The sequence below is a fragment of the Pedobacter ghigonis genome (assembly GCF_903166585.1).
Taxonomy (GTDB): Bacteria; Bacteroidota; Bacteroidia; order Sphingobacteriales; family Sphingobacteriaceae; genus Pedobacter; species Pedobacter ghigonis.
The window spans coordinates 55,180-80,933 of sequence record NZ_CAESCM010000016.1 but is presented as its reverse complement, the minus strand read 5'-3'; the positions used below and the strand labels follow the sequence as shown (position 1 = coordinate 80,933).

Sequence of the window (25,754 nt, the reverse complement as noted above, 5' to 3'; positions counted from 1 at the left end):
AAGCCAGGTTATTTATGGCTTTAGTTTTAATCGTTGTACCTGCATATCGAAAAGGATCGGCGCTGTTGCTGCTGTGTTACCAGCGGCTTGGTTGGGGGCAGATGTAGCAGCCAGTTTAGTTACTGCCAGTTTCCGGTTTCCGTTAATTAACTGGATGGCCGCGTTCAGGCAGGTTTCGGCCGGGTTGCCCAAATCGGGCTGAGCATCGCCTTTCAGGGTAACATCGGGCTGCATGCCGTTGAAATAATCAGACCAGCCCGCGGCATTTTTGATCACAAAACTACTGAGGTAAACACTGTACTGATCGATATTGACGGCGAAGAAACCCACAGGTTTACCGTAAGTGCGCTCGCCAATCAGTTTTACATTTAAATAGGGCTTAAAACAGCTGATGAGCATTTCGCTCGCTGATGCGGTATTGCCCGAAACAATAAAATAAAGGTTCTGAATCCCCTGCAGTGTTCCTTTTTTATCGAAACGATAGGTATTGGCGGCTTCCGTAAAATCAACATCAGCCATGTTGGCGGCACGCCCCTTGTAAATTACGGTTTTGCCAGCTGCATCTAAATAGGGCTGGTGCTTTAATATACTGGCTTTGCTGTTTTGCATTTGTGCGTTAAACTGCTCGCTGTACATTATTTTGCCATTTAAGGTATTTGGCGCGATTAAACTGGCTACATAAGCCGATGTTGCTAAATAGCCACCTCCATTGCTGCGGAGATCGACCACCAGGTTTTTAGGATTGCCTGTTGCCAGCCGGGCGAATGCTTCATCTAAACTGGCTTTACAACTACTTAAGGCGGGGAAAGAACCGAGTGCAATATAACCTATGTTTTCGCTGCCCGATGCAATTAGCTGGGTGGCCAGAACAGCAGTGGTTGGATTGGCCACTGCTGCGGTAGTACCCGGCGTACTGCGGCCAGATTGAAGATAGGAATACTTCGGATTTTCGAAATAAACCGGTGCTTCGTAAGCCTTGCCCGTAACAGGATTTATTTTGAGCTGGCTAATATCGAATAGTTCTTGCTTAAATGCGGTGATATCGGAAGCGATACCTGCATATTTTTGCCGCGGATTAAAAGTGCTATAAGCAGGCAGTACGTCGTTCCATAGGTAGATTTGTTTGGCATACAAAAAAATAGAATCGAGCGTAAACTGGTTGCGCGTACCCGTAGCAGGCGAAACAAGCTCCTCCACTTCATCAACAGAAACCGCTGCTTTTTTACAGGCAGCGGCTTCTATTAAAATGAGCAAGAGGAGCGTAATATATACTTTAGCTTGATGTTGCACTTTATGGTGTTATAAAGGGGAAACTAGTTGGTAATGGTAATGATATCATCAAAAGCGCGTTGCGTTGGGCCAGCAGCGTAATATTCTCCTGCGGGATAATCGTAGCTGTATAAATCATATTTGCCAACCGGAAGATTATCCGGGATTTTTAAGGTTAACTGTCCGGTTTTGGTTTCTTTAATAATCAAATCGTACAATTGTTTGCTGGTGGCATTGCGGATAGAAAATTTATTTAGCAGTTCGATCCTGTTGGTCCCTTTCAGTATAAATTCTTCTCCTAATTTAAAGGTAAGTTTGATTACACTCATTTCTACAGGTGTAATGCTGGGGCGACCATAAGATACGCCAAATGTGTTTTCGAATGTTACGCTTCTTACTCCCGATACGATCTTTAGCTTGTAAATACCGTCGCTCACTGTTGCATCAACTTCTGCGCTAAGGGCAATAGGCGTTATGGTGTTTATGGTAAGCTCTTTTTCGGCATTGGTACTGGTGTTTACCAGATAAGCTTTAGTTTGTTCTTTGCTGGCAATAATATTATCGCCGGTAACATTAATGAAACCACCTCTGGTTACAAAATTTTTGGTGTTATATACCGAAATGCCCGAACTGATATTGATTTTAAGCAACGGCTGATTGATTATTTTTTTTATCAGGTATTCTTTTGTGGTACCATTCTGGGCGGTTACCACAAATTTGGTTGTTTCTTTAAAGGCAACAGTGCTACCCGAAGCCGGACTTACAGTTGCACGCTCGGAAACCGTAATTGCCGGTGCAATATTATCTGGTATGGCCTGGTTGGATGGCCAGTAAAGTATAATTTGCTTACCATCTATTACAGCCTTAAGCGGATTCCCATCAGCATCTTTAACCGTAAAACTTACAATATCAGTGTAAGGAAATTCTTCGTATTCTTTTTTGCACGAAGTAAACAGGCTCAGTAAGCAAAAAAGCAAAACACAGGTGCTGGTAGAGAAGCGTTTATATATTGTATTCATAATCAATAATTGTTAGATTTGCAATTTAGAGCCCGCAAATATTGGTCTTACCCAAGGCTAATATTTTTAAAACGATTCGGGATTATTCCCTTATTTGGGTTTATGATTTTTTAGGGGCGGCTAGTAGTGTTTTCGCCCCTTTTTAAAATCTTTTCAATTCAGGATATCCCTTAATTAGTTAATCCTTATTTTAATCTCTTGGTGTGGAAATTAACAGTAGTGTTGTAAGTACCAGAAGTAGTTACACCATCAAGCTGAACCACGTAAAGTCTGGTAGAACCAGCAATTGTGCTGTCGTTACCAACTATAGCATATCTTTTGGCTACAGGCGTAATGGTGCGGAGAATTCTGTCGTAATTGTACCAGCCAACAACGGTTGCAGTGTTACTGCCTAAAGTAGCCACATTCAGTGCCACAGCAGAAACATCAGTTAAAGTGATACCGGTTACGTTGGTTACTGATGGAGAATCGTAATAGCCTAAATAGAAACCGCTTGCAGGGGTAATGTTACCGTTAAAGTTGCTGTCGAAATTAACCTGGTTGCCGGCACTGGCTACCACATTATTGTGTAAATCGTAACCAACTGCTGTCCACGAAGTAGGTGAAGTTGAAGAATTGCTTACCACACCTGCTTCGGTCGAATCTACTGCAATAACAGCGGTAGTATTTTGTAAGGCAAGTTTGTTTTCTGGTTGAGCGGTTTCTTTTTTACAAGCGGTACCTAATATGGCTAAAGTTGCAACGGCGAACGTAAGTTTTAAAAATTTCATTTTCATTGTTTTTTAGATTTATGATTTTTTATGTAAGTGGGGAATAATTCCCGAATCGTTTTTCAAGATTGAATAAATAGGTTTTTATTTTGCGGTTACGGTAACACCCCAGTTTAAAGTGAGCAAAGGCCAGGTACCAAAGGCAGCTGTTGGTGTATATACCCCCGGCGGCACGGTGTCGGGAATGCGGATAATGGCTTCGGTGCGCGTGTAGGAAACAATTGGCAACAGTGTTTTTTGCCCGTTAACCATAATGTAAAACTCGTTGAATTCGTTAAACACGGCCGTTGTGGTAACCACTTTAAAGGTTTCGCCCTGTTTGGCAGTTACCGGGCCATAGTTAATACCTGGCCGGCCATAAACTACATTAACCGGGTATTTCATCTCTGCTGTTAAAGCCTGAACTTTAACCCTGATTTTATAAGTTCCGGTTGCTAAAGTTTGCGGGGCCATTAAGCGGCCATAGGTATAGGTTTTATTCGTACCTACCATGCTAACCGTTACTGCCGGTGCCCCAAAAGATGGTGATGCCAAAAATTCGAATTCATTATTGCGCTCATCTACCAGAAAGGCTTTAATCTTTTTAATATCTGATACATTAAAATTGCCCTGTAAGTTAATATCAGCAGCGCCAATGCCTATGGTTGCTGTCGTGGTAGCGGTCGATAATTCATTTAGTACCAAAGGTGCAACCTGATTCAGTTTAATAATCAGCTTATAGGTTGATGTAGTTTGGTCGGCAGCTACAACGGTATAGGTTTTTTGGGTGTTCAGCACCTCAACCGGCGCAATGGCTTCGCTAAGTTTGGCACCTTCAGAAAGTTTAATTACTGGTTCTATTACATCCAGTTCGTAGTAATAGGGCAGGTAAAGGGTAATGGTTTTATCGGTTTCGTCAATCGCGCCGAAAATGTTTCCATCCGATACCGCTACCTTAAATTCGGTAATTTTATTGGCTGGAAGGGGATCGAGCCCGATTGTTTTTTTACAGGCGGTAAGCGTAGCAACTGTTAATAGTAAACAAAGCAGTTGCGTTAATTTATTTTTCATTTTTATTGTATTGAAATGTATAGTGGTTTATTTAATTTCGAATTTGGTACTTCCTTTAGGTACAATTACGTACTCGAAAGTGAAGTACATGTGCGGGGTGTTTCTGAACCATTTATCGGCTGTAAAGGCATCTTTATAACAGCTTATCATTTTAATTTTGGCGTAATCGCCCTTAGCCGTGCGGATGATGACGGTGCGTTTTTCGGGCATGGCATAAGCCACATGCTGTTTATCGTAGCTGCCATCGCCTCTTTTGGTGCCGCCAAAATCATAGAGGTACCAGCCAATGCCTTCGCCAAAATCGCCTTCATCGTCGGTGCCAATCGTTTTACTAATATTAAGCGTAGCATCGGCAGGTACATCTGCTACCTGATCAAAAGGTTTTTGCTGAATAGCTATGGCTCCGGTGCCTGTACTGCCCGAACCTAAACTGGTATTGGATTGGCCGTTGTTGCTGCTCAAAAAGCTATTGTATAAACCGTTAAAGCAAATGTCCCAGCGGCTGGTTTTGGCATAGAGCAGGGGTACTATGGCTTTGGTTTCGAGACTAAATAAAACAGCTGTTGGCGGTACCGTTGGGTTAGCGTCGTCTGTTTCTACAGCTAAATTCTCAACCCGCTGTAATTTATAGTATGGAATGCCGCCTTCGGTATGGGTGGGTACTTCCTTTGTGGGTTCAGGCGTAATTACCTCGTCTTTTTTGCAAGCGGTAAAAAGCAGCGGCAGCACTAAACAGGCCAGTGCCCATTTGGAAAATTGATGATTTATGGTGGTTATTGTTTTCATTTCAGTTATTTGGTTTGCAGGTTTTTGCTTCCATCGGCCTGTACATAGTATTTAAAAGTATAGTAAGGTGCCGGCCAGTTTAAGTCGGTAACACTCGGCGGATTGCCCTTGTAAGCATTAATGAGCTGCAGTTTGGCGTATTTTCCGTTGGGCAACCTGATGGCATAAGTACGGTTGGGGATAGCCTGCATAATGTGTGTATTGAGGCTGTAAAAAAACCAGCCATTAGAAGCTGCCGACGATGCCCAGCCTATTTTGGTGACTTCGCTATTGGCAAAAGCCTGATCGGATGGTGCCTGGTTAACGGTATCGTAGGCCTGCTCTAACATTACCACCGCACTTTTTGCAGTACCCCCGTAGCCGGGGTTGTAGGTATAGTCTTTATCGTTTACATAAACTTCGCTGTTGTATGGCCCGGTAAAGGCGAGGTCCCAGTTGCTGGTTTTTAGCCATTGTGCCGAATCAGCAGCATTGCGGATCCAGATTTGTTTTTGATCGCTAAAGCGAAAAAGGAAAGTATAAAAGGAACGTACCTCTTTACCTGGTGTGCCACTTCCCATCGCTGCCTGTGTATCGCCGGCCAGATCGGTAATTACGGTACTTTTGCCATCCTGTAAAATTTCATTCGGGTCTGGCTCATCCTTTTTACACGAAGTGAAAGCAATAACCAACAGCATTAAGCCGGCAGCTACTGATTTGCGATTGAGTTGATTCCTGTATTTTACGATATTCATGCGGGATATTATTTTTAATCATTCTAAATAAGAACACTGCAAACATCCATATTAAGCGCCGTAAATGGTTTGTTCAATCCGTATTTTCTTTTGTTCAATCCGTATTTTAATTTGTTGTATCTGTATTTTTTTAGCACAAAATAGCAGGGCAACCCAGGCATGCTTTATGTTTTTTTATTTTTAACTATTTGTTTATCAGATTGTTATTTTGTGTTTGTTTTGATTGTGATTCTTCCTGCTTCATCAGCTAAGGCTAGGTTGCTTGCCTGGTATTTCTTGTATTTCGGTTAATTAAAAGCTTTTTTTGTTCCATAATCAATCGTAAATGAGTTTAAAAAAGTGTGTGTTTTGGTTTTGTATTCCCTGCTTCTTTTTATCAAATGAAGTGGCCGCGCAAGCCAAACGGATTATTAGCCTGCACAGTGCCATTAGTGAAACAGTATATGCCCTGGGTTATGGCAAAAGCATGGTGGCTACCGATGTTACCAGTGTTTCGCCCGAAGAGGTGAAGCGTTTGCCAAAAGTGAGCCGCAACCGTTCGCTTTCGGTAGAAAGTATTACCGCTTACAGGCCCGATCTTATTCTGGTTCCCGAAGGCGATCTTTCTAAAGAAACTTTGTTCCAGTTCAAATCATTGGGCATCAGGGTGGTGAGTGTGCGCCAGGAGTTTTCGGTTGCAGGTTCGTTAAAGTTTATCAGGCAGATTGCCCAGGCCATAGGCGATAGGAATAGGGGCGAGCAACTGGCCAAAAAAACCGAAAGCAGTATTAACGACGTTTCGGCACAGCTAAAAAGAGGCAATAAAGTACCTAAGGTATTGTTTATTTATGCCCGCGGTGTAGGCACCATGAATGTAGCCGGTAAAGGCAGCAGCATAGATGCGATGATTAAACTTGCGGGAGGCAAAAATGCCATTCAGGAGTTTAGCGATTTTAAACCTTATACCACAGAGGCATTGATTAAAAGTAATCCGGATGTGATTCTGATGTTCGATTTTGGCTTAACCAGTATAGGCGGTAAAGAGGCCTTTTTAGATATGCCCGGTGTGAAATATACCACAGCAGGTAAAAACAAACGCATTATTGAAATGGACGGGCCCTTGCTGATTAATTTCAGTAACCGCCTGCCCGAAGCAATAAAGGCACTTAATAACCGCATTTTATAATGAAAAGGACTTTAATTTACTGCTTCCTGGGCATTGGACTTTTTGTTGCGGCTTGTTTTTCTTTAAGTCTTGGGGCGATGCGCATTCCTTTGGACGAAGTAATTGGCACATTGGCCAAAAGCCTCGGCTTTTCGGGTTTAACAGCGGGCGAAGGTAGTTTAAACGAAGGCGTAATTATGGTAATCAGGCTGCCCAGGGTTTTGCTGGGCATTTTGGTTGGGGCAGCGCTGGGTATTTCAGGGGCGGCTATTCAAGGTATTTTCAGAAACCCTTTGGCCGAGCCTGGTTTAATTGGTATTTCGGCCGGTGCCTCGTTAATGGCAGTAATTATTATTGCCTTCGAAACTTTTCTATTTGTGGGATTAAGCGAGGTTTTAGGCTATTATCTGCTGGCTTTCGGGGCTTTTGCAGGGGCGGGTATAACGGCTATGCTGGTGTATAACATTGCTAAAATAAATGGTCAGGCCAATGTTTCGACCATGCTGCTGGCCGGTATAGCCATTAATGCACTGGCCGGCGCATTAACCGGACTGGTTACCTACCTGGCCGATGAACAGAAACTCAGGAGCATTACCTTTTGGATGATGGGGAGTTTGGGCGGTGCCACCTGGCAAAATGTAATGTGTTTAGCACCGTTTGTTATAATTCCCTTAATCGGCTTGCCACTTTTAGCCCGCGGACTTAACCTTTTTGCCATTGGCGAAAACCAGGTAGCCTTAATCGGCCTCGATCCTAACCGCATTAAAATATGGGTGGTGGTATTTTCAACAATGGCGGTAGGCGCTTCGGTTGCCGTTTCGGGCATTATTGGTTTTATTGGTTTGCTAATTCCACACATGACAAGGCTTTTAGGTGGGGTAGATCACCGTTTTGTACTTCCGGTATCGGCCTTAATGGGAGCGCTGGTACTTACCATTGCCGATATGATTTCGCGCCTCATTGTTCAACCTATTGAATTGCCTATTGGGGTAGTAACAGCCTTAATGGGTACCCCTATATTTTTATATATCTTAATTAGAGACAAAAAACTAATTAACTAACAAACAATTTATGCTTAGAGTAGAATCCATAAGCTACAGTTTAAAAAACAGGCCTTTGTTAAAGCAGATATCGTTCAGTATCCGACCGGGCGAAATGGTTGCCCTGTTGGGCGCTAACGGTGCAGGAAAATCTACGTTGATGAAATTGCTTTCGGGCGAAAATAAGCCAGATAGTGGCCGGATAATGCTTTATGGAGAGGATTTACAAACCTTCGACCGCAAAGTGCTTGCCCGGAAACGTGCTTACCTGCAACAGCATAACCCGATGAGTATGGCTTTTAACGTAAAGGAAATTGTGATGATGGGTCGTTACGGGCTAAAAGGAATATCGACCCTGGCAGCCGATGAAACAGCATTGGCCGAATGCATGGAAATATGCGGGCTTACCGATCTTGCCGAACGTTCTATGTTGAGCCTTTCGGGAGGCGAGCAGCAGCGTGTGCATCTGGCCCGGGTGCTTTGCCAGCTTTGGGACGATAAAAACGCCGTATTGCTGCTTGATGAACCGATCAACAACATGGATTTGCAGTTTCAGCACCAAACACTGGCAATTGCTGCTGCGCTGGCTAAAAAAGGTTACATGGTAATTGTGGTACTGCACGATGTAAACCTCGCCGCACAATACGCCAGCCGGGTAATGATATTAAAAGACGGACGTAAATGGTGGGATGGAACGCCGGTACAGGTACTTACCGAACAGCACATGTTTACCGCATTTGGCATTCACGCGCAAGCGTACACCGATCAACGCAGTTTAAAAACTGTTATTGTACCTAAAGAAATCATGCTTGATGGTGCCACATTCAACTCTAACTTAGCTAAGCATGCAGTACAGCCAAATATAAAAACTGCAAACAGCTTTAGCCTGAACCACAACAATACCGATGAAAAACTAATTTTTAACCTCTAAATACCTAATCTGCTATGAAAAACATGCCGTTAACTACTTTTAACCCAACTAACCAATGGGTAAAAACTGCCCCAACCGAATGCTTTAAGCAAAAGCTTATTATGGCCATTAAAAATTATTGCCGCTCAAATAATATGGCCTTTTCTGAAAAAAGACAGGTTATTGCCCTTAAACTTTTAGAAATCGGCGAATTTATTAGTCCGGAGGTATTGTGGCTCATGCTCAAAAAAGAAAGCAATCCTATAAGCATTGGCTGTGTATATGCCAACCTTAAAGTAATGAAAGGTGCAGATTTAGCTGTTACCACAACCGAAGGAGGGCGGATTACGCTTTACAAAATCAAATCTTCACATCACTAGGCAAAATGCCGTAATACTTTTTAAAGGCGTTGGTAAAGCTGGCCTGGTGTTTAAAACCTACATCAATACCAACTTCGTACATGTTCTTTCCTTCTTCTAAAATCAGTTTTTTGGCTTGTTCCATTCTCAACTTGGTTACAAAATCGTAAATGGTACTCCCGAAATACTTTTTAAAACCGGTGCGTAGTTTAAATTCGTTTAACAGAATCATTTTACTGAGCTGCTTATGCGTGGGCGGATCGATGTAAGTGCTTTCCAGAATTTCGCGGGCTTCTTCCAGCTTGGGGATATCGCGGTCCTGCAGTACATCTTTGCCACCTTCAAGGTGCTGGCTAAATTGCTCTAACTGGTACATAATCAGCTCGGTAATGCGCGCGTCGGTAAAAATGCGTTTCAGCTCGCCATCCTGCCTGCAAGTGATAATGGCATCAATAGAGCGGCGCATTTCGGGGGTCATCAGTAAATCTTCCTCAGCAAAGGAAACCGAATTTCCTTCGGCCATTTGTTGCACAAACTGCTCATGCAACGGTGAATAAAGATCGACCAGGCGCAGGTAATAGTCTTTAGAAAGAACAATCAGAAAATAAACAAATTCTATATTGGGCTTAACATCGTACGATTCTTTGGCGGATGGGATATAGCGGATATTGTGCCTGCTGCGGCCGTAACTGGCCCTTTCGCCGGCGCTCTTTTTACTAAAAATGAACTGACTGGTAACGGCTTCTCCCTGAACTTCGGTCATGATCCGGGCGGGGCCATCAAATTTCATTTCAGAATATACCAGGAAAAGCCCGTTGGTAGATAACTGATAATTTTTAATTCCTACGGGAGCATCTTTAATGGTCATCGATTTTTCTGATAACCTTTTGTTTGGCGTGTACTTATCCGGGATCTCTTCCATGAACAGAAAATCCTTTTGATGCTCTATTCTCGCTTTTACAATCATGCCGTTAATTAATGTTTTTTAGAGGAGGTAATGACAAATATACATTATTATTTGTATTCATTCTAAATAAGATTAGATTAATCTGATTCAATCCGGAAAGTATTTAGTATTTGTATACAAAAATATTTTTATACTTAACAAATTGTTAATACGCAGAGAATTGTATATTTAACATCTAAATGGTTTTTTTGCATTGAAATTTAGGCAGGGTAATGGGTGATTATAATCTGAATACTGATAATGAGCTTTTACTACTTCTGAAGGAGCGTAACCACCGCGCCTATGCAGAAATTTACCAGCGCTATTGGGCAATTTTGTTCCGTTATTCGCGTAAAATCCTTCAGAACGACGAAGAATCGAGAGATGTGGTGCAGGATGTTTTTGTGATGCTATGGTCGAAATCTGAAGAACTCGAAATCCACACTTCATTATCATGCTTTCTATATGCCGCTGTGCGCAACAGCATCCTTAAACTGTTTCAGCGCGGAAAAGTAAAAACCAACTATTTAAACTCGCTCGAGAAATTTATCGAGGCAGACAATGATACCACCGATCATTTGGTGCGTAACCGCGAACTGGCCAAACGGATCGAGCTTGAAGTTGCCCAGCTGCCCGCAAAAATGCGCGAGGTTTTTGAACTAAGCCGGAATGCACATTTATCACATCGTGAAATTGCACTGCGCATGGATATTTCTGATAAAACCGTTAAAAAACAAATGAATAATGCCTTAAAAATACTCCGTTTAAAACTGGGTAGCTTATTCGTTTTGATCTTCTGATTTTACTGCTTTAATTTTTTTTTATTTTTTTCTACGCCCTGGCCCCGGGCAAATGTTCATAACCATACATCAACCTATAAGTGTTAGTTATGGAGCATAAAAGAGCTGAAGCATTACTGGAAAAATATCTGGCTGGGAATTGTACACCCACGGAAGTGGCTATTGTAGAGTCGTGGTACCTGCAAGTAACCGAAAATCCTGAGGCTTTAGCTTCCGAACCGGATTATGTTTCGCTTGAGCATACGATGTGGGCAAATATACAAGCGCGCAACAATCCATCTAAAAAAGTAAAACTGCAATGGGGCTGGGCAGCAGCGGCTGTTATTTTGCTGGCACTGGGTTTTGGCTTATACCAATTCAAAAATACCAGCAAGCCCGAAATACCAAATGTTGAGACTTTAGCCAACAACGACATTAAGCCAGGTGGAAATAAGGCTTTTCTTACGCTCGCCAATGGAACTAAAATTTCGCTCGATGATACACAGAATGGTAAGATAGCCGAACAGCAAGGTGTTAGTATTACCAAAACAGCTAAGGGCGAGCTGGTGTATACCGCTAAAAATGCCACAGCTCAATTTGTTGCAGGGAAACAGCAATTTAATAGCATCGAAACACCAAAAGGTGGCCAGTACCAGATCAATCTGCCCGATGGCACCAAAGTATGGCTAAATGCTGCTTCTTCTTTAAAATATCCAACATCTTTTGCTAATACAGGTCGCGAGGTACAGCTTACCGGCGAGGCCTATTTTGAAGTGGCCAAAAAAACTGCCCATGGACAAAGGGTTCCATTTAGTGTAAAAAACGAAAAGCAGGTAGTAGAAGTTTTGGGTACCCACTTTAACATCAACAGTTACGATAATGAAGATAATACCAAAACCACACTTGTTGAAGGATCGGTAAGGGTTACACCGGTTTCCGGAACCGGAAATTTAGCAGTATTGGCCAAAGTTTTAAAACCTGGCGAGCAATCGGTGTTAAAAGGCGCATCGGTTAAAGTAAGCGAGGTAGATACCGAAGAAGCCATGGCCTGGAAAGAAGGTCTTTTTATGTTTGATGATGAAGACCTTGAGAGCATCATGCGCAAAGTATCGCGCTGGTATAATGTAGAGGTGGTGTTTAAAGATAAAAGTTTGTTAACCAAAGGTTTTAGCGGTACCGTTTCCAGGTTTGGAAATGCATCGCAGGTGCTTAGAAAGATAGAAGAAACAGGATCCGTTCATTTTAAAATCGAAGGAAGGAGGATTGTAGTAATGAAATAAACCTTAAAACTGCAATCCAAAAAAAGTCAGCAATGCTACCAACATTACTGACCCTGAACCGGCGTAAACCGGCGAATGTTTGGATCAGTTCAAAATAAACTATGCGATAGAATAATAGAAACCAAAACAAACAAACAAATGTATATAAATTCTGCTAATAATTTTTGCAGGTATAGCTCCTGCATGACCAAATTTTTGCGAGTGATGAAACTCTTTATAGTTTTAATGGTAACTGCTTTACTTCAAGCAAGTGCTGCAACAAGCAATGCCCAGAGCCTTTCTTTAGTCAATAAGCGCATTACGATTAAGCAGGTTTTCAAAGAAATTAGAAAACAAACCGGCTATAATGTATTGTGGGAAGCCGATAAACTACAAAGCAACGAGATTATAAATGCCACTTTTAAAAATACCCCTTTGGATGAGGTATTGAAAAAATGCCTGGCAGGTAAACCCTTAACCTACACCATTGATGAAAAAACAGTGATTATCAAAACTGCCGAAATTTCGGTATTTGAAAAGTTGCTGAACCTGTTTAAGAACATCGAGGTAAGTGGTAAAGTGGTAGATGAAAAGGGGGGCGCTATGCCCAACACCTCTATACTGATTAAAGGAACCAAAATTTTTCATAAGACAGACGATAACGGAAACTTTAAATTTACCATAGCAGGAGAGGGTGCGGTTTTAGTCGTATCGTACCTGGGCTATAAAACGCAGGAAGTATCGGTTAACAAAAGCGGAAATCTAACCATTTCGCTGCAACCCGATATGGCCGATCTGGAAGATGTAGTAGTAGTGGGTTACGGAACACAGAAGCGCGCCAACTTAACCGGTGCTGTTGATGCCATAGGAGCCAAACAGTTAGAAAACAGGCCAATTGCCAATGTTGGGCAGGGCTTACAGGGCTTAATTCCGAATTTAAACATTTCTATTGCCAATGGCAGGCCCAATACCGCACCGGAGTTTAACATTAGGGGTTTTACTTCCATTAACGGTGGTTCGCCTTTAATATTGGTAGATAACGTACCGTTTAGCAGCTCCGATTTGTTAACACTTAATCCGGCCGATATAGAAAGTGTATCGGTATTAAAAGATGCAGCCTCATCGGCCATTTACGGTGCAAGAGCCCCGTTTGGTGTGGTTTTAATTGTTACCCGCTCTGCAAAAAGCAGCAAATTAAATGTAAGTGTAAACAGTTATACGGCCTACCGTACAGTGGGTAAACTGCCCGAAGTAGTGACCGATCCTTATCAGGTATTAAAAGCAAAAAACGAAGCTGCTTTTCCTTTATATAATCCGGCATACAGCGCTGCATTGGTAGAAGCAGCCAGGTTACGCTCATTAGATCCTTCTTTACCAGAGGTGATTACCGATCCAACCGATCCCAATAAATGGTTCTATATCGGATCTACAGACTGGCTTAGAGAAGCTTATAACCAATCGGCACCAACTTACAATGTGGGTGTAACAGTAGCTAAAAAAGCCGAGCAGGTGAGCTATTACCTTTCTGCAAATTATTATAAACAGAAGGGGATGATTAAAAATGCCGATGAAAACAACAACATTTACAACTTACGTGGAAAGGTTGATTTGAATGTAACCAAATGGCTTACGCTTTCTAATAACACCATGTTAACCTCTACCTATTACGAGGCTCCAACCTTTATTGATGGAAACTATTTCTGGAATATCAACCGGACCAATGTAACCGATATTCCGCGCAACCCCGACGGTTCGTGGACTTCAGCAGGTGCATCTTTATTAGGAGCAGTGCAGGAAGGTGGCCGGAAAACTTTAAGCTCCAACACGGTGCAAACCACTTTCTCTTTCGATGCTTCGCTGGTTAAAAATATCTGGAGTTTAAAGGGCGATGCAACTTTAAGGCGGGTAAATAACCTGAACAAATCATACGAAATTCCGGTGCCGTATAAAACCGGACCTAATTTATCGCCGCCTTTATCTACTTCCACTTCGGCAGCCGATCAGCATGGAAATATTAAATACAACATTATTAACCTTTATACCGAGGCACATAAAAAGCTAGGCAACCATTTTGTATCGGGTTTGGTAGGTTACAACCAGGAGGAATTGCGCAACAATACTTTCACGGCTTCGCGCAAATTGCTAATTTCCAATAGCCTTCCTTCTATTAATCTGGCTACCGGCGATCAAACCGTAACCGAAAGCATTTCTGAATGGGCTGTACAAGGACTTTTTTACCGTGTAAACTATAATTTTAAAGAACGTTACCTGTTAGAGTTAAACGGCCGTTACGATGGTTCATCGCGTTTTGCACCAGGTAAAAGATGGGTTTTTGTTCCTTCAGGTTCTGCAGGCTGGTTGCTATCTGACGAAAAGTTTTTTGCTCCGGTAAAAAATCTTTTATCGATTGATATGTTTAAAATCAGAGGTTCTTACGGTGTGTTGGGCAACCAGGCTGCGGTAGGAGAATACGATTACCTGTCGAAACTAAGCAGTGGTAAAACCTCGCAAATTTTGGGCGGTGCCCAACCAACTTATGTTAGTCCGCCGGCAGCTATCTCAAGCAATTTTACCTGGGAAAAGGTATCATCTGTAAACCTCGGTATCGATGCAGCTTTCTTTAAAAACAGATTAGAGGTAAATTTTGACCGTTACACCCGTTTTACTAAAAATATGCTCGTACCCGGTAAACCATTACCTGGAGTTTTTGGAACAACATCGCCAACTACCAATGCTGCCGATTTAAAAACCAAAGGCTGGGAGTTAAAACTGGGCTGGAAAGATCAGGCTACTTTAGGCGGTTCGCCATTTAGTTACAATGTGGTGCTTGCCTTAAGTGATAGCAGAACTTACATTACCCGTTTCGATAACCCAAATAAATTGCTGACTGGTGTTTCATTTTATGAGGGAATGGAAATTGGTGAAATATGGGGATTGGAGGCCGAAGGCTTTTTCCAGAATGCTGATGAGTTGAAAAACCATGCCAACCAGACTGCGGTAGGTACCGATGATCAGCGTTATCAGTATTTTGTGGGCGATATTAAATTTAAAGACCGCAACAACGATGGTAAAATAGACTTTGGTAATAAAACAGTAGATAACTCTGGCGATTACTACAAATTGGGTAACAACAGAAACCGCCTTCCGTACAGTATTGATTTATCTGGTGCCTGGAAAGGTTTCGATTTACGCGTGTACATTCAGGGCGTGGCCAAAAGAGATTGGTATGCCGATGGCAGCAATATTTATTTCTGGGGAATTTATGCACAACCCTGGACCAACGTTACCGTACAAAACCTCGATCACTGGAGCCCTGAAACCCCAAATGCTTATTTCCCAAGGATAAAAGCCTATGCTGCTGAAGATACCGGAGAGGAATTGGGTATCCCGAACACCAGATACCTGCAAGATGCTTCGTACATGCGTGTTAAAAATATTACCCTGGGTTATACTTTGCCTAAAAGCTGGTTAAAACGTGCTAAAATCGAAAATGTACACTTTTATGTAAGTGGCGAAAATTTATTCGAACATTCTAACCTGAAAGTGAAACTAGATCCTGAAGGCCTGGGCGGAAGTATCTATCCATTTCAACGTACTTATTCATTTGGTCTGAACTTTAATTTCTAATACTAAACAGATGAAAACAAAATATTACATCAATATATTAGTGGTTATCCTCGCCATCGGCTCTTTGGCCGGATGTAAGAAGGATTTTTTAGACCGGATTCCGGAAACCACCATTACCCCGAACGAGTTTTTTAAAACCACCGCCGATTTGGAAACCTACAGCAATGGTTTTTACGGCATGTTTGGTGCCGGTACCGACGATGTTTTTTCAGACAATATATCGGTTTATCTGGGCGGACATGAAATGGATAACATGATTAGGGGCAAAATTACGCCTGCTAACGTTGGTGGCTGGAGCTGGGGCAACCTGCGTACCATCAATTACATGCTTAATAATCTTCAAAATGTAAAAGGCGACGCTGCTACCGTTAAGCACTTTGTTGGTATTGCCCGTTTTTACAGGGGGATATTTTATTATAACATGATCCGCAGATACGGCGACGTACCTTACTATAATACGGTTTTGGGCACCAATGATGAAACACAGCTCTACAAAGCCAAAGACCCGCGAACGCTGGTAGCCGATTCGGTTGTTGCCGACCTTGAATATGCTGCGGCCAATGTGCTGCCAGGTGGAACCAATACCCGCGTAACCAAATGGGCCGCACTAACGGTTTTATCGAGGTTTTGCCTATACGAAGGTACTTTCAGGAAATACCACGATGAACTGGGCTTGCAAAGTTCGGCCAATACCTTTTTGCAAAGGGCTGCATCTGCTTCTAAATCGGTAATGACTGATGGCGGTTTCAGCATTTACAATACCGGTAAAAAAGGAGAAGATTACCAGAAACTGTTTACCAGCGAAGATTTAAGCGGTAACAAAGAAATGATCTTTTACGATGATTACAACCGGGCTTTAAATCGGTCTAACAGCACACATTATGTGTTCGACTGGCAATGGTCGTTAAGCAAAAGTTTAATCGATACCTATTTAATGACCGATGGAACGGCTTTCACCTCAACAACCGATTGGGACAAGAAGCCTTATGCAGAGATCTTCAAAAACCGCGATGCAAGGATGGCGGTAACGGTTGCGCCTCCCGGATTTTCGACTACTTTGGGTGGGGCGCCAAATAAAACCCGGCCAACTTTTGGCGGTTATCCTCAAATTAAGTTTTATGCTATCGATCCTGTCAGCAAATCATATACTGAGTTTACCGACCTGCCAATATTACGTTATGCAGAGGTATTGTTAATTAATGCCGAAGCAAAAGCAGAACTGGGTACCTTAAGCCAAACTGATGTAGACCTGACCATTAATGTATTGCGCAACCGCGCCGGTGTAGCAGCATTGAATATGGTTACTGCAAATGCAACGCCCGATAACGTTTTGGCAGCCATGTACCCTGCGGTTAATGGCGTTAACAAAGGTGTGCTTTTAGAAATACGCCGCGAACGCAATGTAGAGCTTGCCTGCGAAGGTTTCAGGTTTGCAGATTTGTTGCGTTGGAAAGCTGGCAAATTGTTAGAAAAACCTACTCAGGGCATGTATGTGGCAAAACTGGGTGCTTATGATGTCACCGGCGATGGGGTAGAAGATGTTGCCATTTTGCAGGCTACAGGTCAGGAAGCACCACTTGATGGACTACCTGCTGATGTTAAAGCTAAGCTGGTAAAATATTATTTAAGCGATAATAGTTTTTATCTGAGCAATGGTACTTCGGGTTTCATTATGTTCCCCGAAAACCAAACCAGCCCAAGATCGTTTATCGAGCCGAAGTATTATTATTACCCAATACCAATGCAACAGATTTTACTAAATCCGCAACTTAAACAACCAACAGGTTGGTAACACCGTAACTGGGATCGTCATTTCGACTGAAGCGCAGTCCCGACATTAAGTCGGGAGAGAGATCTATTATTAGATTTCTCCGTTTCGCCGCAGGCAAAAACCGGCTGGCTTCAGTCGAAATGACGATTTTCTTGAGGTTGAAATAACGATCTCTTTAACACAAAACACAAATGAACATGAAAAGAAGAAGTTTATTAAAAGCGCTTCCATTGGCTACAGCTGCCTTGGCCCTTGGCGATTTAAATGCGGTGGCATCGGCACCCGCTGAAAAAGATAAAAAGAAAAAACTGGTTTTAACCGTTGCGCACATCACCGATGTACACATCCGCCAGGGCGATAATGCGCCGGCAAGATTTGAGAAATGTTTGCAAAAGATTAAAAACCTTAAGGTAGATTTTTTTCTAAACGGAGGCGATAGCATCCACGCAGCCGACTATAACGATATTAAACGTGAAAGTGTGGTAGAGCAATGGGGAATCTGGGATAAGTGCATCAAACAGCTTGATGGCTACGAACTGCACAGCTGTATTGGTAACCATGATATCTGGTGGGCAGCTCCCTCAAAAGAGGATGAAATGTATGGTAAAGATTACGTGGTTAAAAGGCTCAAAATTCCTAACCGCTATTACAGTTTCAGTAAAAATGGCTGGCATTTTATCATTTTGGATGGGAACAATAAAAATACCGCATTAGATCCTGAACAATACAAGTGGCTGGAAACTGAATTAGAGAAACTACCGGCAAACACACCGGTATTGCTCATGTCGCATTATCCCATTCTTACGGTAACCGGTACCTGGGAGGGAGGCCAGCACGGCGACCATAAAGAATTAAAACAGCTCTTTTATAAGCATAAAGATAAGGTGAAGGTTTGTCTCAGTGGTCACCAGCATTTATTGGATAGGGCATGGTACAATGGTGTAGAGTATTATTGCAACGGCGCAATGAGTGGTTTTTGGTGGGGTAAAGGCGATAAACGTTCTGCTCAGCCTTATTACTACCAGGAAACGCCTCCGGGTTATGCAATTTTAAAGCTGTATAGTGATGGTACGCTCGAAAACAAATATATCGTAGAAACAGAAAGTTAAGCTTAATTGAGATTTAGTTTCTACTTTGATAAAGTGCCGCCGAAAGGTGGCACTTTGTTTTTGATCCCTCCCTGATCGTCATTTCGAGCGGAGTGCAAGGGAGTCGAGAAATCTTATTATATAGATCTCTCCGCTCCACTGCGTTCCGGTCGAGATGACGTTTCCCAAAAAAAGGATTACCCGTTTGTTCAGGTAATCCTTTTTATTACTTTATAATGAAGTGCATCGGTTACAAAAGCGCCCGGTCTAAATGCACATAACCACCATCAACATGAATAAGCTGACCTGTAGTATGACTCGATTTATCTGACAGTAGAAACACCGCTGTATTGGCGATTTCCTCTACGGTGGTCATCCGGTTCTCAAAAGGGATTTTATCGGTAATGCTTTTCAGTTTTTCTTCCGGCTGATCGAATGTGCTGATCCATTTTTGGTAAAGCGGAGTCCAGGCCTCGGCCACAATAATGGCGTTAACGCGGATTCCGTATTGCAATAATTCAACGGCCCACTCGCGGGTTAGCGCATTTCGCGCACCGTTTGCTGCCGCATAACCCGAGGTACCACCCTGGCCGGTTTCAGCAGTTTTACTGCCGATGTTCAAAATAGAACCCTTATTCTTTTTAAGCTCAGGCAAAACATGCTGCGCCAATAAATAATAATGTACTACGTTTTTGTGTAACGATTCCATAAAGGCATCGTAAGTGCCATTTTCGAGGCCTACGCCATCATTAACTCCGGCATTGTTAACCAGACCATCAATGTGGTTGTATTTGGCTAATATGGCATCTATAATGTTTTTGCAGCCCTCTGGCGAAGTTAGTTCGGCAGTAAAATAATCACCTTGCAGGCCAAGGTCTGTAATTTCCTGCAACATGCTCTGGTTATCGGCTTCGTTACGGCCAATAATGATAGGAAAGGCATTCTCGATAGCCAAAGCTTTAACAATTGCTGCGCCAATGCCCTTTGCACCACCACTAACCAGGATTATTTTTTCTTTTAAATTTAAATCCATATTCGGAATATTTTTATTTTTTTAATTTAACCACAGGTGATGGAGTGTAAGTTTATAATTAAGGTATAAATGCATTAAGATTAGTTTCGCTGAGCACTCCTTGGTTCCCACCTGCGTGGGAATGACGATTTACTTACGGAAGCTTTGCCGCCAGATCATCCATTTTACATCTAACCTGAAACATTATCCCTCTTACCTCATTCCATCTTCCATTTTACATCATACCTCACCCATCTTCCATTTTACGTCTTCCCTCATCTACAGGCTAACCCCTCTTTTCCATGGAATAAAATCATCCTGGTTAAGTTGTACAGCTTTTGGTATTTCCTGACCGCTTGCTACTTTAATACAGTATTCCAAAATGTCTTCGCCCATTTCGTTAATGGTTTTTTCGCCACTGATAACCGGTCCGGTATCAATATCGATAATATCGCTCATGCGTTTTGCCAAAACGGCGTTTGTGGCTACTTTAATGGTTGGACAAACCGGATTACCCGTTGGGGTACCCAAACCTGTAGTAAATAAAATCAGTGTGGCACCCGCGGCAGCCTTACCTGTGGTGGCTTCAACATCGTTACCGGGGGTACATACCAAACTCAAGCCTGGTTTTGTTGCCGGCTCGGTATAATCGAGTACATCTACCACGGGCGAAGCGCCAGCCTTGCGTGCAGCACCGGCCGATTTAATGGCATCGGTAATCAATCCATCTTTAATATTGCCTGGCGAAGGGTTCATGTAAAAACCCGAACCTACTTTATGCGCAAGGTCATCGTATTCTGTCATTAAGCGGATAAACTTTTCTGCAGTTTCACGGTCAACCGATCTGTCGATCATTTCCTGCTCAACACCACAAAGTTCAGGGAACTCGGCTAACAGTACTTTAGCACCAAGTGCTACCAGTAAATCGGCGCAGTAACCCACGGCAGGGTTTGCCGAAATGCCGCTGAAACCATCGCTGCCACCACATTTTACGCCTACACACAATTTATCTAAAGGTGCGGCCTCGCGTTCGTGCTTGTTAATGAACATTAAACCTTCAAAGGTACTTCTAATCGCATCCTGAATCAGTTGCTCTTCACTTTGTGTTTTCTGTTGCTCAAAAATCAACAATGGTTTGTCAAACTCCGGATCAAGTGCAAGCAAATCGCGTTTAAAATCGGCTACCTGTAAATGCTGGCAGCCTAAACTTAAAACCGTAATACCTGCAACGTTGGGGTGATTGGCATAAGCCGCCAATAGTTTGCTTAAGGTATCCGAATCTTGCCTGGTGCCTCCACAACCGCCATTATGGGTCAGGAATTTGATGCCATCAACATTTTTAAAGGTACGGGTAGTACGGTCGGCCTTAGGTTCGAAGCTTATATTGTGGATATCTTCTCCGTTTTCGAAAGCCTGAACCAGCTTATGGGTGTACGATTTGTATTTGTCGCCCACAGCATAGCCCAGTTCACTGTACAACGATTCGCGGATGATATCTAAATTACGGTTTTCGCAAAATACTGTTGGTATAAACAACCAGTAATTGGCAGTACCTACAGTACCATTTTTGCGGTGGTAACCATAAAATTTGCGGTCGGCATATTTTTGCACATCGGGTGCTTCCCATTTATAGTCTACATCGCGATAAGCAAATGGCTCGGCGGCATGTTTGGTATTTTCTACATTCATGCGCATGCCGGCTTTAACGTCGAACTGCACTTTGCCAACCAAAACACCATACATCATAACCTCATCACCCGCCTGCATATCCTGCATAAAAAACTTGTGCTTCGCCGGAATTTCTTCCTGCGTAACATAAGTATTTCCTTCATGTGCTATTGTGGTGCCCTGTGGTAAATCCTGCAAGGCAACCAAAACGTTATCGGCATGGTTAATTTTGATGACTAATTTTTTCATCTATAAATAGTATTTGTTATTTTTTTATCTGATTAAGCTGCTAAAGTCACTTCTTTTTCAACATGATTGGGTTTCCATCCTTTCCAACCGAAATAAAATACCACTAAAAAGCATACAAAAGGTACTATGTAGCCATATTGGATATTGTGTGTGGCATCAGAAATTAATCCCAATATAGGAGGCAGGAATGCACCACCCACAATCGACATTACAATAAGTGATGAACCCAGTTTGGTATCTTTGCCTAAACCGGCAATACCCAGCGAAAATATGGTTGGAAACATAATCGACATAAAGAATGCAACCCCAATTAAGGCGTAAACGGTAATCATGCCTGTGGCAAAAATAGACACTAAAGTTAGTACTGCACTGATTAAGGCATAAAGCATTAACAGTTTATGCGGAGCCACAAATTTCATGAAAAAGGTGCCGGCAAATCTGCCTAGCATAAACGCAAGACCAGCAGCACCAGCATACCATGCAGCTTGCTCCTGGGTAAGCCCGGCAGATGAGGTGATGAAACTGATAAACAGGCTTAACACACAAACCTGGGCACCTACGTAAAAAAACTGGCCGATAACTGCCCAGCGCAAATGGCTATGGCCCAGTACATGGCCAAATGTGCTTTTTTCATCAACATGTTCTTCTTCCTTAATGTCGGGTAGTTTGGTGAAAATAAACAGAATGGCTACTACAATAATTAGGATGCCTAAAATTAAATAAGGCGCTTTTACAGTCGATGCTTCCTGTAGTACATAAGCTTGTTTGGCTGCTGGTAGCATTTTTGCCAGTTGCTCATCGGTATAGGTAGATTCGGTAAAAATCAGCTTACCACCTACAATCGGAGCTAAAAATGCAGCTAAACCGTTAAAAGATTGCGAGAAATTTAAACGCTGTGTAGCTGTTTCAGGCGGACCCAATACCGTTACATAAGGGTTTGCTGCAGTTTCTAAAAAGGTTAATCCACAGGCGATGATAAAAAGTGCACCCAGGAAAAAGATATATTTGGCTGTATTGGCAGCTGGTATAAACAATAAGCAACCAACAGCGAATAATATCAGCCCTAAAATGATACCGCTTTTATAGCCGTATTTGCGCATAATGTAACCCGCCGGAAGTGCCAATAAGAAATAGGCAATAAAAACCGACGAATCGACCAGAGTAGACTCGAAAACACTGAGTTGAAAAGCTTTGCGCAGGTGTGGAATCAATACCGGATCGAGATTGTGAACAAAGCCCCAGAAAAAGAACAGGCTGGTAACTAAAATTAAGGGGAAAAGATATCCTTTACCGCTCTTCTGCGTATCGGATGTTGTGAAATTCGTTGATGTACTGTGGCTCATATTTGGTTTTTATATTGGTTATGGGTTTGCTCTAAAATAAAGATTATTTACAATAGCTCGTTGTTATAGAAGTAAAATGGCTATAACCTGAATTGGCCAAAGATTGGCCACAACAAGTTGTTTAATAGAAAAATGAACCTCTATGCCTGTTTTTTTCAACTGTTTTAAGCTAACCATGGCAACTTTGCTGTATAGTTGGTTTATGTAACAAGGAATAAATAATCCCACCTTCATGTGCATGTTTGTTTAGTTGAAACTTTACAAATTAAGTCCTTAAGTGCTAATAAAAATTTAACTTTATCATCCAATTATTAAATGATATTGTCTTAATTTTATACATTGCGAAATATTACTGCATATTAGATTGATTTTTTAAGATTCTATGAAACCGCATTTACTTAATGTATCTACTAATTCGGTAGATTCTTTTAGTGCCCGAAGGGATATTATGCCAGATGTAAACAACCTGTGGCATTACCATTCTGCCTTAGAGTTAATTTATATCAAAAAAGGGCGGGGGACACAATTTATTGGAGACAGCATTAAAAATTTTAATGATGGCGATGTTGTTTTACTCGGAAGTAATTTGCCGCATTACTGGCGCTTTGATCCGGAGTTTTTTGAAACAAACGATGGGGAGCCGGTTGATGTTTATGCCGTACATTTTAAGGAAGAGTTTTTAGGGAAGGATTTTCTTAACCTGCCCGAGAACCAGGAAATAAAAAGAATTTTTGCGCAGGCAAAGCAGGGGATTAAATTACAAGGGGCTGCCAAAGAGAAAATTGCGGTTTTAATGCCTCAGATAATCGAAGCTACCGGCACCATGAGGATTATCAGGTTGCTGGAGGTGCTAACGGTAATTGCCAATTGCAGTGAAAAGAACATTTTGGTTTCACTCGGCTTTAAGCCTAACTTTCTGGAAAACGAAAAAGACCGGATCCAGTCTATTTATAATTATACCATCAGCAACTATAAAAAGAAAATCGAACTAAAGGAAATTGCAGCCGTAGCTAAGATTAGCCCAAACTCTTTTTGTAAATTCTTTAAAACCAAAAGCCGAAAAACCTACACCCAGTTCCTTAACGAAATCAGGGTTGGGCAGGCCTGTAAGTTACTTATCGAAAACGATTTAACGGTAAAGGAAATTTGCTACGATTGTGGTTTTTATAATTTCACGAGTTTTCATAAATATTTCAGGGAAATAACCGGAAAGTCGCCATTGAAATACCAGCAGGCTTTTTCCAAACAATAAAAAACCTGATCATTATTTGCAAAGCAAATTTTGCTTTCGTTAATGTTTTGACAGGGCAAGCCTGACAAATTTTAATGATTTGCCACGCTTACCTCGCCTGAAATTTGTCGCGGTATTGCGTAGGTGTCATACCAACGGATTTTCTAAATACTTTTCTGAAAGCTTTAGGATCGTTGTAACCAGAGTTATAAATTACCTCAGTCATTTGCTGTGCCGTTTGTTCCAGCAGCTTTTTGGCAGCTTCGATACGCGTTTGCTGCAGGTACTCAATAGGTGTAATACCAATTACCTGTTTAAAGCGGCGCACAATGTTCCTCCTGCTTGATGGAATATCTTTAATCATCTCTTCGATGGTGGCTACATCCTGGTAATTGGTTTCTATTTTTTCCTGTGCAGAGGCTACAATATCGTCGTTATGGTGCCGTATAGGCTGGAAGGTACTGAAATATAATTGGTTTACACGATCCATATCGATGGCAAAAATCTTAGCCACTTTAATGGCCATTTCTTTTCCGCAATGTATTTGTAAAAGGTGTAGCAACAGGTGGAAGGTAGAGGTTGCGCCACCGCTGGTAAACAGTTTACCATCCTGGGTTACCGTTTTATCAGCCTTTAAATGCACCAGTGGAAATGCTGTAGAAAATGCAGCACTGGCATCAATATGAGTAGTAGCGGCTTTGCCGTTTAGCAGTCCTGATGCGGCAAGTAAAAATGCACCTGTACAAAATGTGGCAATTTCAGCTCCTGCATGGTGTTGCTCATTTAGCCAGGGCAGGTAATGCTTATTTTCTGCAAGGCTGGCAGCCATGTCGTTGGTAGAAAAAGATGGGATCAAAATCAGATCGAGTAACGATATATGCGCTATCGAAATAGACGGATGCTCGCTAAAATTGTAATTTTTGTCATCCAGTGTAACTAAACTAATGGCAAAAGGTGTTTCGAGATTATCTTTTCTGTAAAAGCCATTTACGGTATCAAAAACGTCTAAAATGGCTGCTACGCTCAATAATCTGAAATTTTTGGGCATTAATACACCAACTTGTATCATTTGGTTAAATTTAGGTTCTGCGTACAAGATATAAAAAAATGTCTGAAATGCCCCTCAATATTGACTTTTACGGCAAGGGTAGGTGGTTAAATAAAGCCCTAACTTTATATTCATAATCAACCTAATAACAATAACATGAAAACAAAACCAATTAGCAACAGGATGTATGGCATTATGGTGCTGTACGAAATGCATACCGATTTTTTATTAAGGGCTTTAGCGGATATTGATGAAAAAGATGCCCAAAAAAGATTGGATACTAAAGCGAACCATATTGCATGGATAACCGGTAGTATAGTAGATGGCAGGTATTTTTTGGCCAAATCGTTTGGTATCGAACTTAAATCAGCAACTGGAGCGCTTTTTGCCGGTCATAAAGGGATTGTTGATGATGCCGTTTATCCTTCTTTGGCAGATTTTAAAGCAGACTGGGCACAGATTTCGCCTTTATTACAGGATGCACTTACCCAGGCTACAGATGAAAAGCTCGACGAGCAATTAGAAATGCCAGGCATGGAAATGACGCTGTTTGAGATGATCAGTTTTAATACCTACCGCGAAGCCAATTGCATCGGGCAAATTGCACTCTGGCGCAGGCTGCTCAATTATCCGGGAATGAATTACATGTAAA

Annotated in this window: 22 protein-coding genes; 11 read left to right on the top strand and 11 right to left on the bottom strand. The window is 42.1% G+C overall.

Translation table 11 applies throughout. From position 1 onward, the window contains the following. Positions 1–12: 12 nt before the first annotated feature. The 6 genes from HWV58_RS20295 to HWV58_RS20270 form a co-directional block, all read right to left on the bottom strand. Positions 13–1,290: a S41 family peptidase gene (locus tag HWV58_RS20295; RefSeq protein ID WP_175635840.1), complete on the bottom strand. Its 1,278-nt coding sequence runs from the start codon at positions 1,288–1,290 to the stop codon at positions 13–15. Positions 1,291–1,313: 23 nt separating this feature from the next. Continuing rightward, complete coding sequence (locus HWV58_RS20290; protein WP_175635839.1) at positions 1,314–2,288, bottom strand: DUF5018 domain-containing protein; 975 nt, start codon at positions 2,286–2,288, stop codon at positions 1,314–1,316. A gap of 185 nt (positions 2,289–2,473) precedes the next feature. Next, positions 2,474–3,058, bottom strand: coding sequence for a hypothetical protein (locus tag HWV58_RS20285; protein WP_175635838.1), 585 nt, complete (start codon positions 3,056–3,058; stop codon positions 2,474–2,476). An 84-nt stretch (positions 3,059–3,142) separates the two neighbouring features. Next, the gene (locus HWV58_RS20280; protein ID WP_175635837.1) at positions 3,143–4,108 is read right to left on the bottom strand and encodes a hypothetical protein; all 966 of its coding nucleotides are present in this window, start codon (positions 4,106–4,108) and stop codon (positions 3,143–3,145) included. Between the two features lie 27 nt (positions 4,109–4,135). After that, on the bottom strand, positions 4,136–4,894 hold the full coding sequence (locus HWV58_RS20275) for an HmuY family protein (RefSeq protein WP_175635836.1): 759 nt from the start codon (positions 4,892–4,894) through the stop codon (positions 4,136–4,138). Positions 4,895–4,899: 5 nt separating this feature from the next. Next, a complete protein-coding gene (locus tag HWV58_RS20270) occupies positions 4,900–5,628 on the bottom strand; it encodes an HmuY family protein (protein WP_175635835.1) in 729 nt (242 codons plus the stop codon). A gap of 325 nt (positions 5,629–5,953) precedes the next feature. Here HWV58_RS20270 and HWV58_RS20265 point away from each other — a divergent pair, with 325 nt between their 5' ends. Genes HWV58_RS20265 through HWV58_RS20250 form a run of 4 tightly spaced genes read left to right on the top strand, consistent with a single transcriptional unit; the run spans position 5,954 to position 9,102 of the window. Next, a complete protein-coding gene (locus tag HWV58_RS20265; protein ID WP_175635834.1) occupies positions 5,954–6,793 on the top strand; it encodes a heme/hemin ABC transporter substrate-binding protein in 840 nt (279 codons plus the stop codon). Continuing rightward, the gene (locus HWV58_RS20260; protein WP_175635833.1) at positions 6,793–7,833 is read left to right on the top strand and encodes a FecCD family ABC transporter permease; all 1,041 of its coding nucleotides are present in this window, start codon (positions 6,793–6,795) and stop codon (positions 7,831–7,833) included. Before HWV58_RS20265 ends, HWV58_RS20260 begins: the two co-directional genes overlap by 1 nt. Positions 7,834–7,843: 10 nt before the next feature. Then, positions 7,844–8,743: a heme ABC transporter ATP-binding protein gene (locus HWV58_RS20255; RefSeq protein WP_175635832.1), complete on the top strand. Its 900-nt coding sequence runs from the start codon at positions 7,844–7,846 to the stop codon at positions 8,741–8,743. 14 nt (positions 8,744–8,757) lie between these two features. Beyond that, positions 8,758–9,102 carry a transcriptional repressor gene (locus HWV58_RS20250; RefSeq protein ID WP_175635831.1) on the top strand — a complete coding sequence of 115 codons (345 nt, stop codon included), beginning with the start codon at positions 8,758–8,760 and terminating at the stop codon, positions 9,100–9,102. Here the strand turns inward: HWV58_RS20250 and HWV58_RS20245 are convergent. Next, complete coding sequence (locus HWV58_RS20245) at positions 9,083–10,003, bottom strand: helix-turn-helix transcriptional regulator (protein WP_235972782.1); 921 nt, start codon at positions 10,001–10,003, stop codon at positions 9,083–9,085. The two genes, HWV58_RS20250 and HWV58_RS20245, sit on opposite strands and share 20 nt — an antisense overlap. A 257-nt stretch (positions 10,004–10,260) precedes the next feature. Between HWV58_RS20245 and HWV58_RS20240 the strand changes: the two genes are divergently transcribed. The 5 genes from HWV58_RS20240 (at position 10,261) to HWV58_RS20220 (ending at position 18,572) form a co-directional block, all read left to right on the top strand. After that, positions 10,261–10,827: an RNA polymerase sigma factor gene (locus HWV58_RS20240; RefSeq protein ID WP_175635829.1), complete on the top strand. Its 567-nt coding sequence runs from the start codon at positions 10,261–10,263 to the stop codon at positions 10,825–10,827. A gap of 89 nt (positions 10,828–10,916) precedes the next feature. Then, on the top strand, positions 10,917–12,086 hold the full coding sequence (locus HWV58_RS20235) for a FecR family protein (protein ID WP_175635828.1): 1,170 nt from the start codon (positions 10,917–10,919) through the stop codon (positions 12,084–12,086). Positions 12,087–12,290: 204 nt separating this feature from the next. Continuing rightward, positions 12,291–15,692: a TonB-dependent receptor gene (locus tag HWV58_RS20230; protein ID WP_175635827.1), complete on the top strand. Its 3,402-nt coding sequence runs from the start codon at positions 12,291–12,293 to the stop codon at positions 15,690–15,692. Between the two features lie 10 nt (positions 15,693–15,702). Beyond that, entirely contained in the window at positions 15,703–17,484 is a 1,782-nt protein-coding gene (locus HWV58_RS20225) for a RagB/SusD family nutrient uptake outer membrane protein (RefSeq protein ID WP_175635826.1), read from the top strand. A gap of 176 nt (positions 17,485–17,660) precedes the next feature. Then, positions 17,661–18,572 (top strand): metallophosphoesterase family protein, encoded by a 912-nt coding sequence (locus HWV58_RS20220; protein WP_175635825.1) that lies wholly within the window; start codon positions 17,661–17,663, stop codon positions 18,570–18,572. A gap of 229 nt (positions 18,573–18,801) precedes the next feature. Here HWV58_RS20220 and HWV58_RS20215 read toward each other — a convergent pair whose 3' ends face one another. The 3 genes from HWV58_RS20215 to fucP all read right to left on the bottom strand — a co-directional run bounded on the left by HWV58_RS20215 (position 18,802) and on the right by fucP (position 22,823). Beyond that, positions 18,802–19,584, bottom strand: coding sequence for an L-fucose dehydrogenase (locus HWV58_RS20215; RefSeq protein WP_175635824.1), 783 nt, complete (start codon positions 19,582–19,584; stop codon positions 18,802–18,804). A gap of 258 nt (positions 19,585–19,842) precedes the next feature. Continuing rightward, entirely contained in the window at positions 19,843–21,480 is a 1,638-nt protein-coding gene (locus tag HWV58_RS20210; protein WP_175635823.1) for a UxaA family hydrolase, read from the bottom strand. A 32-nt stretch (positions 21,481–21,512) separates the two neighbouring features. Continuing rightward, on the bottom strand, positions 21,513–22,823 hold the full coding sequence (gene fucP, locus HWV58_RS20205) for an L-fucose:H+ symporter permease (RefSeq protein WP_175635822.1): 1,311 nt from the start codon (positions 22,821–22,823) through the stop codon (positions 21,513–21,515). A gap of 382 nt (positions 22,824–23,205) precedes the next feature. Between fucP and HWV58_RS20200 the strand changes: the two genes are divergently transcribed. Continuing rightward, positions 23,206–24,075: an AraC family transcriptional regulator gene (locus tag HWV58_RS20200; protein WP_175635821.1), complete on the top strand. Its 870-nt coding sequence runs from the start codon at positions 23,206–23,208 to the stop codon at positions 24,073–24,075. An 88-nt stretch (positions 24,076–24,163) separates the two neighbouring features. Here HWV58_RS20200 and HWV58_RS20195 read toward each other — a convergent pair whose 3' ends face one another. Then, entirely contained in the window at positions 24,164–25,123 is a 960-nt protein-coding gene (locus tag HWV58_RS20195; protein ID WP_175635820.1) for a GlxA family transcriptional regulator, read from the bottom strand. Positions 25,124–25,258: 135 nt separating this feature from the next. Here HWV58_RS20195 and HWV58_RS20190 point away from each other — a divergent pair, with 135 nt between their 5' ends. After that, the gene (locus HWV58_RS20190) at positions 25,259–25,753 is read left to right on the top strand and encodes a DinB family protein (protein WP_175635819.1); all 495 of its coding nucleotides are present in this window, start codon (positions 25,259–25,261) and stop codon (positions 25,751–25,753) included. The last annotated feature ends 1 nt before the right edge of the window (position 25,754 follow it).

Bases quoted from the DNA above. Each gene is read 5' to 3' on its own strand.
- HWV58_RS20290 (WP_175635839.1), bottom strand. From the start codon at position 2,288: ATGAATACAATATATAAACGCTTCTCTACCAGCACCTGTGTTTTGCTT.
- HWV58_RS20285 (WP_175635838.1), bottom strand. From the start codon at position 3,058: ATGAAATTTTTAAAACTTACGTTCGCCGTTGCAACTTTAGCCATATTA.
- HWV58_RS20280 (WP_175635837.1), bottom strand. From the start codon at position 4,108: ATGAAAAATAAATTAACGCAACTGCTTTGTTTACTATTAACAGTTGCT.
- HWV58_RS20275 (WP_175635836.1), bottom strand. From the start codon at position 4,894: ATGAAAACAATAACCACCATAAATCATCAATTTTCCAAATGGGCACTG.
- HWV58_RS20270 (WP_175635835.1), bottom strand. From the start codon at position 5,628: ATGAATATCGTAAAATACAGGAATCAACTCAATCGCAAATCAGTAGCT.
- HWV58_RS20265 (WP_175635834.1), top strand. From the start codon at position 5,954: ATGAGTTTAAAAAAGTGTGTGTTTTGGTTTTGTATTCCCTGCTTCTTT.
- HWV58_RS20260 (WP_175635833.1), top strand. From the start codon at position 6,793: ATGAAAAGGACTTTAATTTACTGCTTCCTGGGCATTGGACTTTTTGTT.
- HWV58_RS20255 (WP_175635832.1), top strand. From the start codon at position 7,844: ATGCTTAGAGTAGAATCCATAAGCTACAGTTTAAAAAACAGGCCTTTG.
- HWV58_RS20250 (WP_175635831.1), top strand. From the start codon at position 8,758: ATGAAAAACATGCCGTTAACTACTTTTAACCCAACTAACCAATGGGTA.
- HWV58_RS20245 (WP_235972782.1), bottom strand. From the start codon at position 10,003: ATGGAAGAGATCCCGGATAAGTACACGCCAAACAAAAGGTTATCAGAA.
- HWV58_RS20240 (WP_175635829.1), top strand. From the start codon at position 10,261: ATGGGTGATTATAATCTGAATACTGATAATGAGCTTTTACTACTTCTG.
- HWV58_RS20235 (WP_175635828.1), top strand. From the start codon at position 10,917: ATGGAGCATAAAAGAGCTGAAGCATTACTGGAAAAATATCTGGCTGGG.
- HWV58_RS20230 (WP_175635827.1), top strand. From the start codon at position 12,291: ATGAAACTCTTTATAGTTTTAATGGTAACTGCTTTACTTCAAGCAAGT.
- HWV58_RS20225 (WP_175635826.1), top strand. From the start codon at position 15,703: ATGAAAACAAAATATTACATCAATATATTAGTGGTTATCCTCGCCATC.
- HWV58_RS20220 (WP_175635825.1), top strand. From the start codon at position 17,661: ATGAAAAGAAGAAGTTTATTAAAAGCGCTTCCATTGGCTACAGCTGCC.
- HWV58_RS20215 (WP_175635824.1), bottom strand. From the start codon at position 19,584: ATGGATTTAAATTTAAAAGAAAAAATAATCCTGGTTAGTGGTGGTGCA.
- HWV58_RS20210 (WP_175635823.1), bottom strand. From the start codon at position 21,480: ATGAAAAAATTAGTCATCAAAATTAACCATGCCGATAACGTTTTGGTT.
- fucP (WP_175635822.1), bottom strand. From the start codon at position 22,823: ATGAGCCACAGTACATCAACGAATTTCACAACATCCGATACGCAGAAG.
- HWV58_RS20200 (WP_175635821.1), top strand. From the start codon at position 23,206: ATGAAACCGCATTTACTTAATGTATCTACTAATTCGGTAGATTCTTTT.
- HWV58_RS20195 (WP_175635820.1), bottom strand. From the start codon at position 25,123: ATGATACAAGTTGGTGTATTAATGCCCAAAAATTTCAGATTATTGAGC.
- HWV58_RS20190 (WP_175635819.1), top strand. From the start codon at position 25,259: ATGAAAACAAAACCAATTAGCAACAGGATGTATGGCATTATGGTGCTG.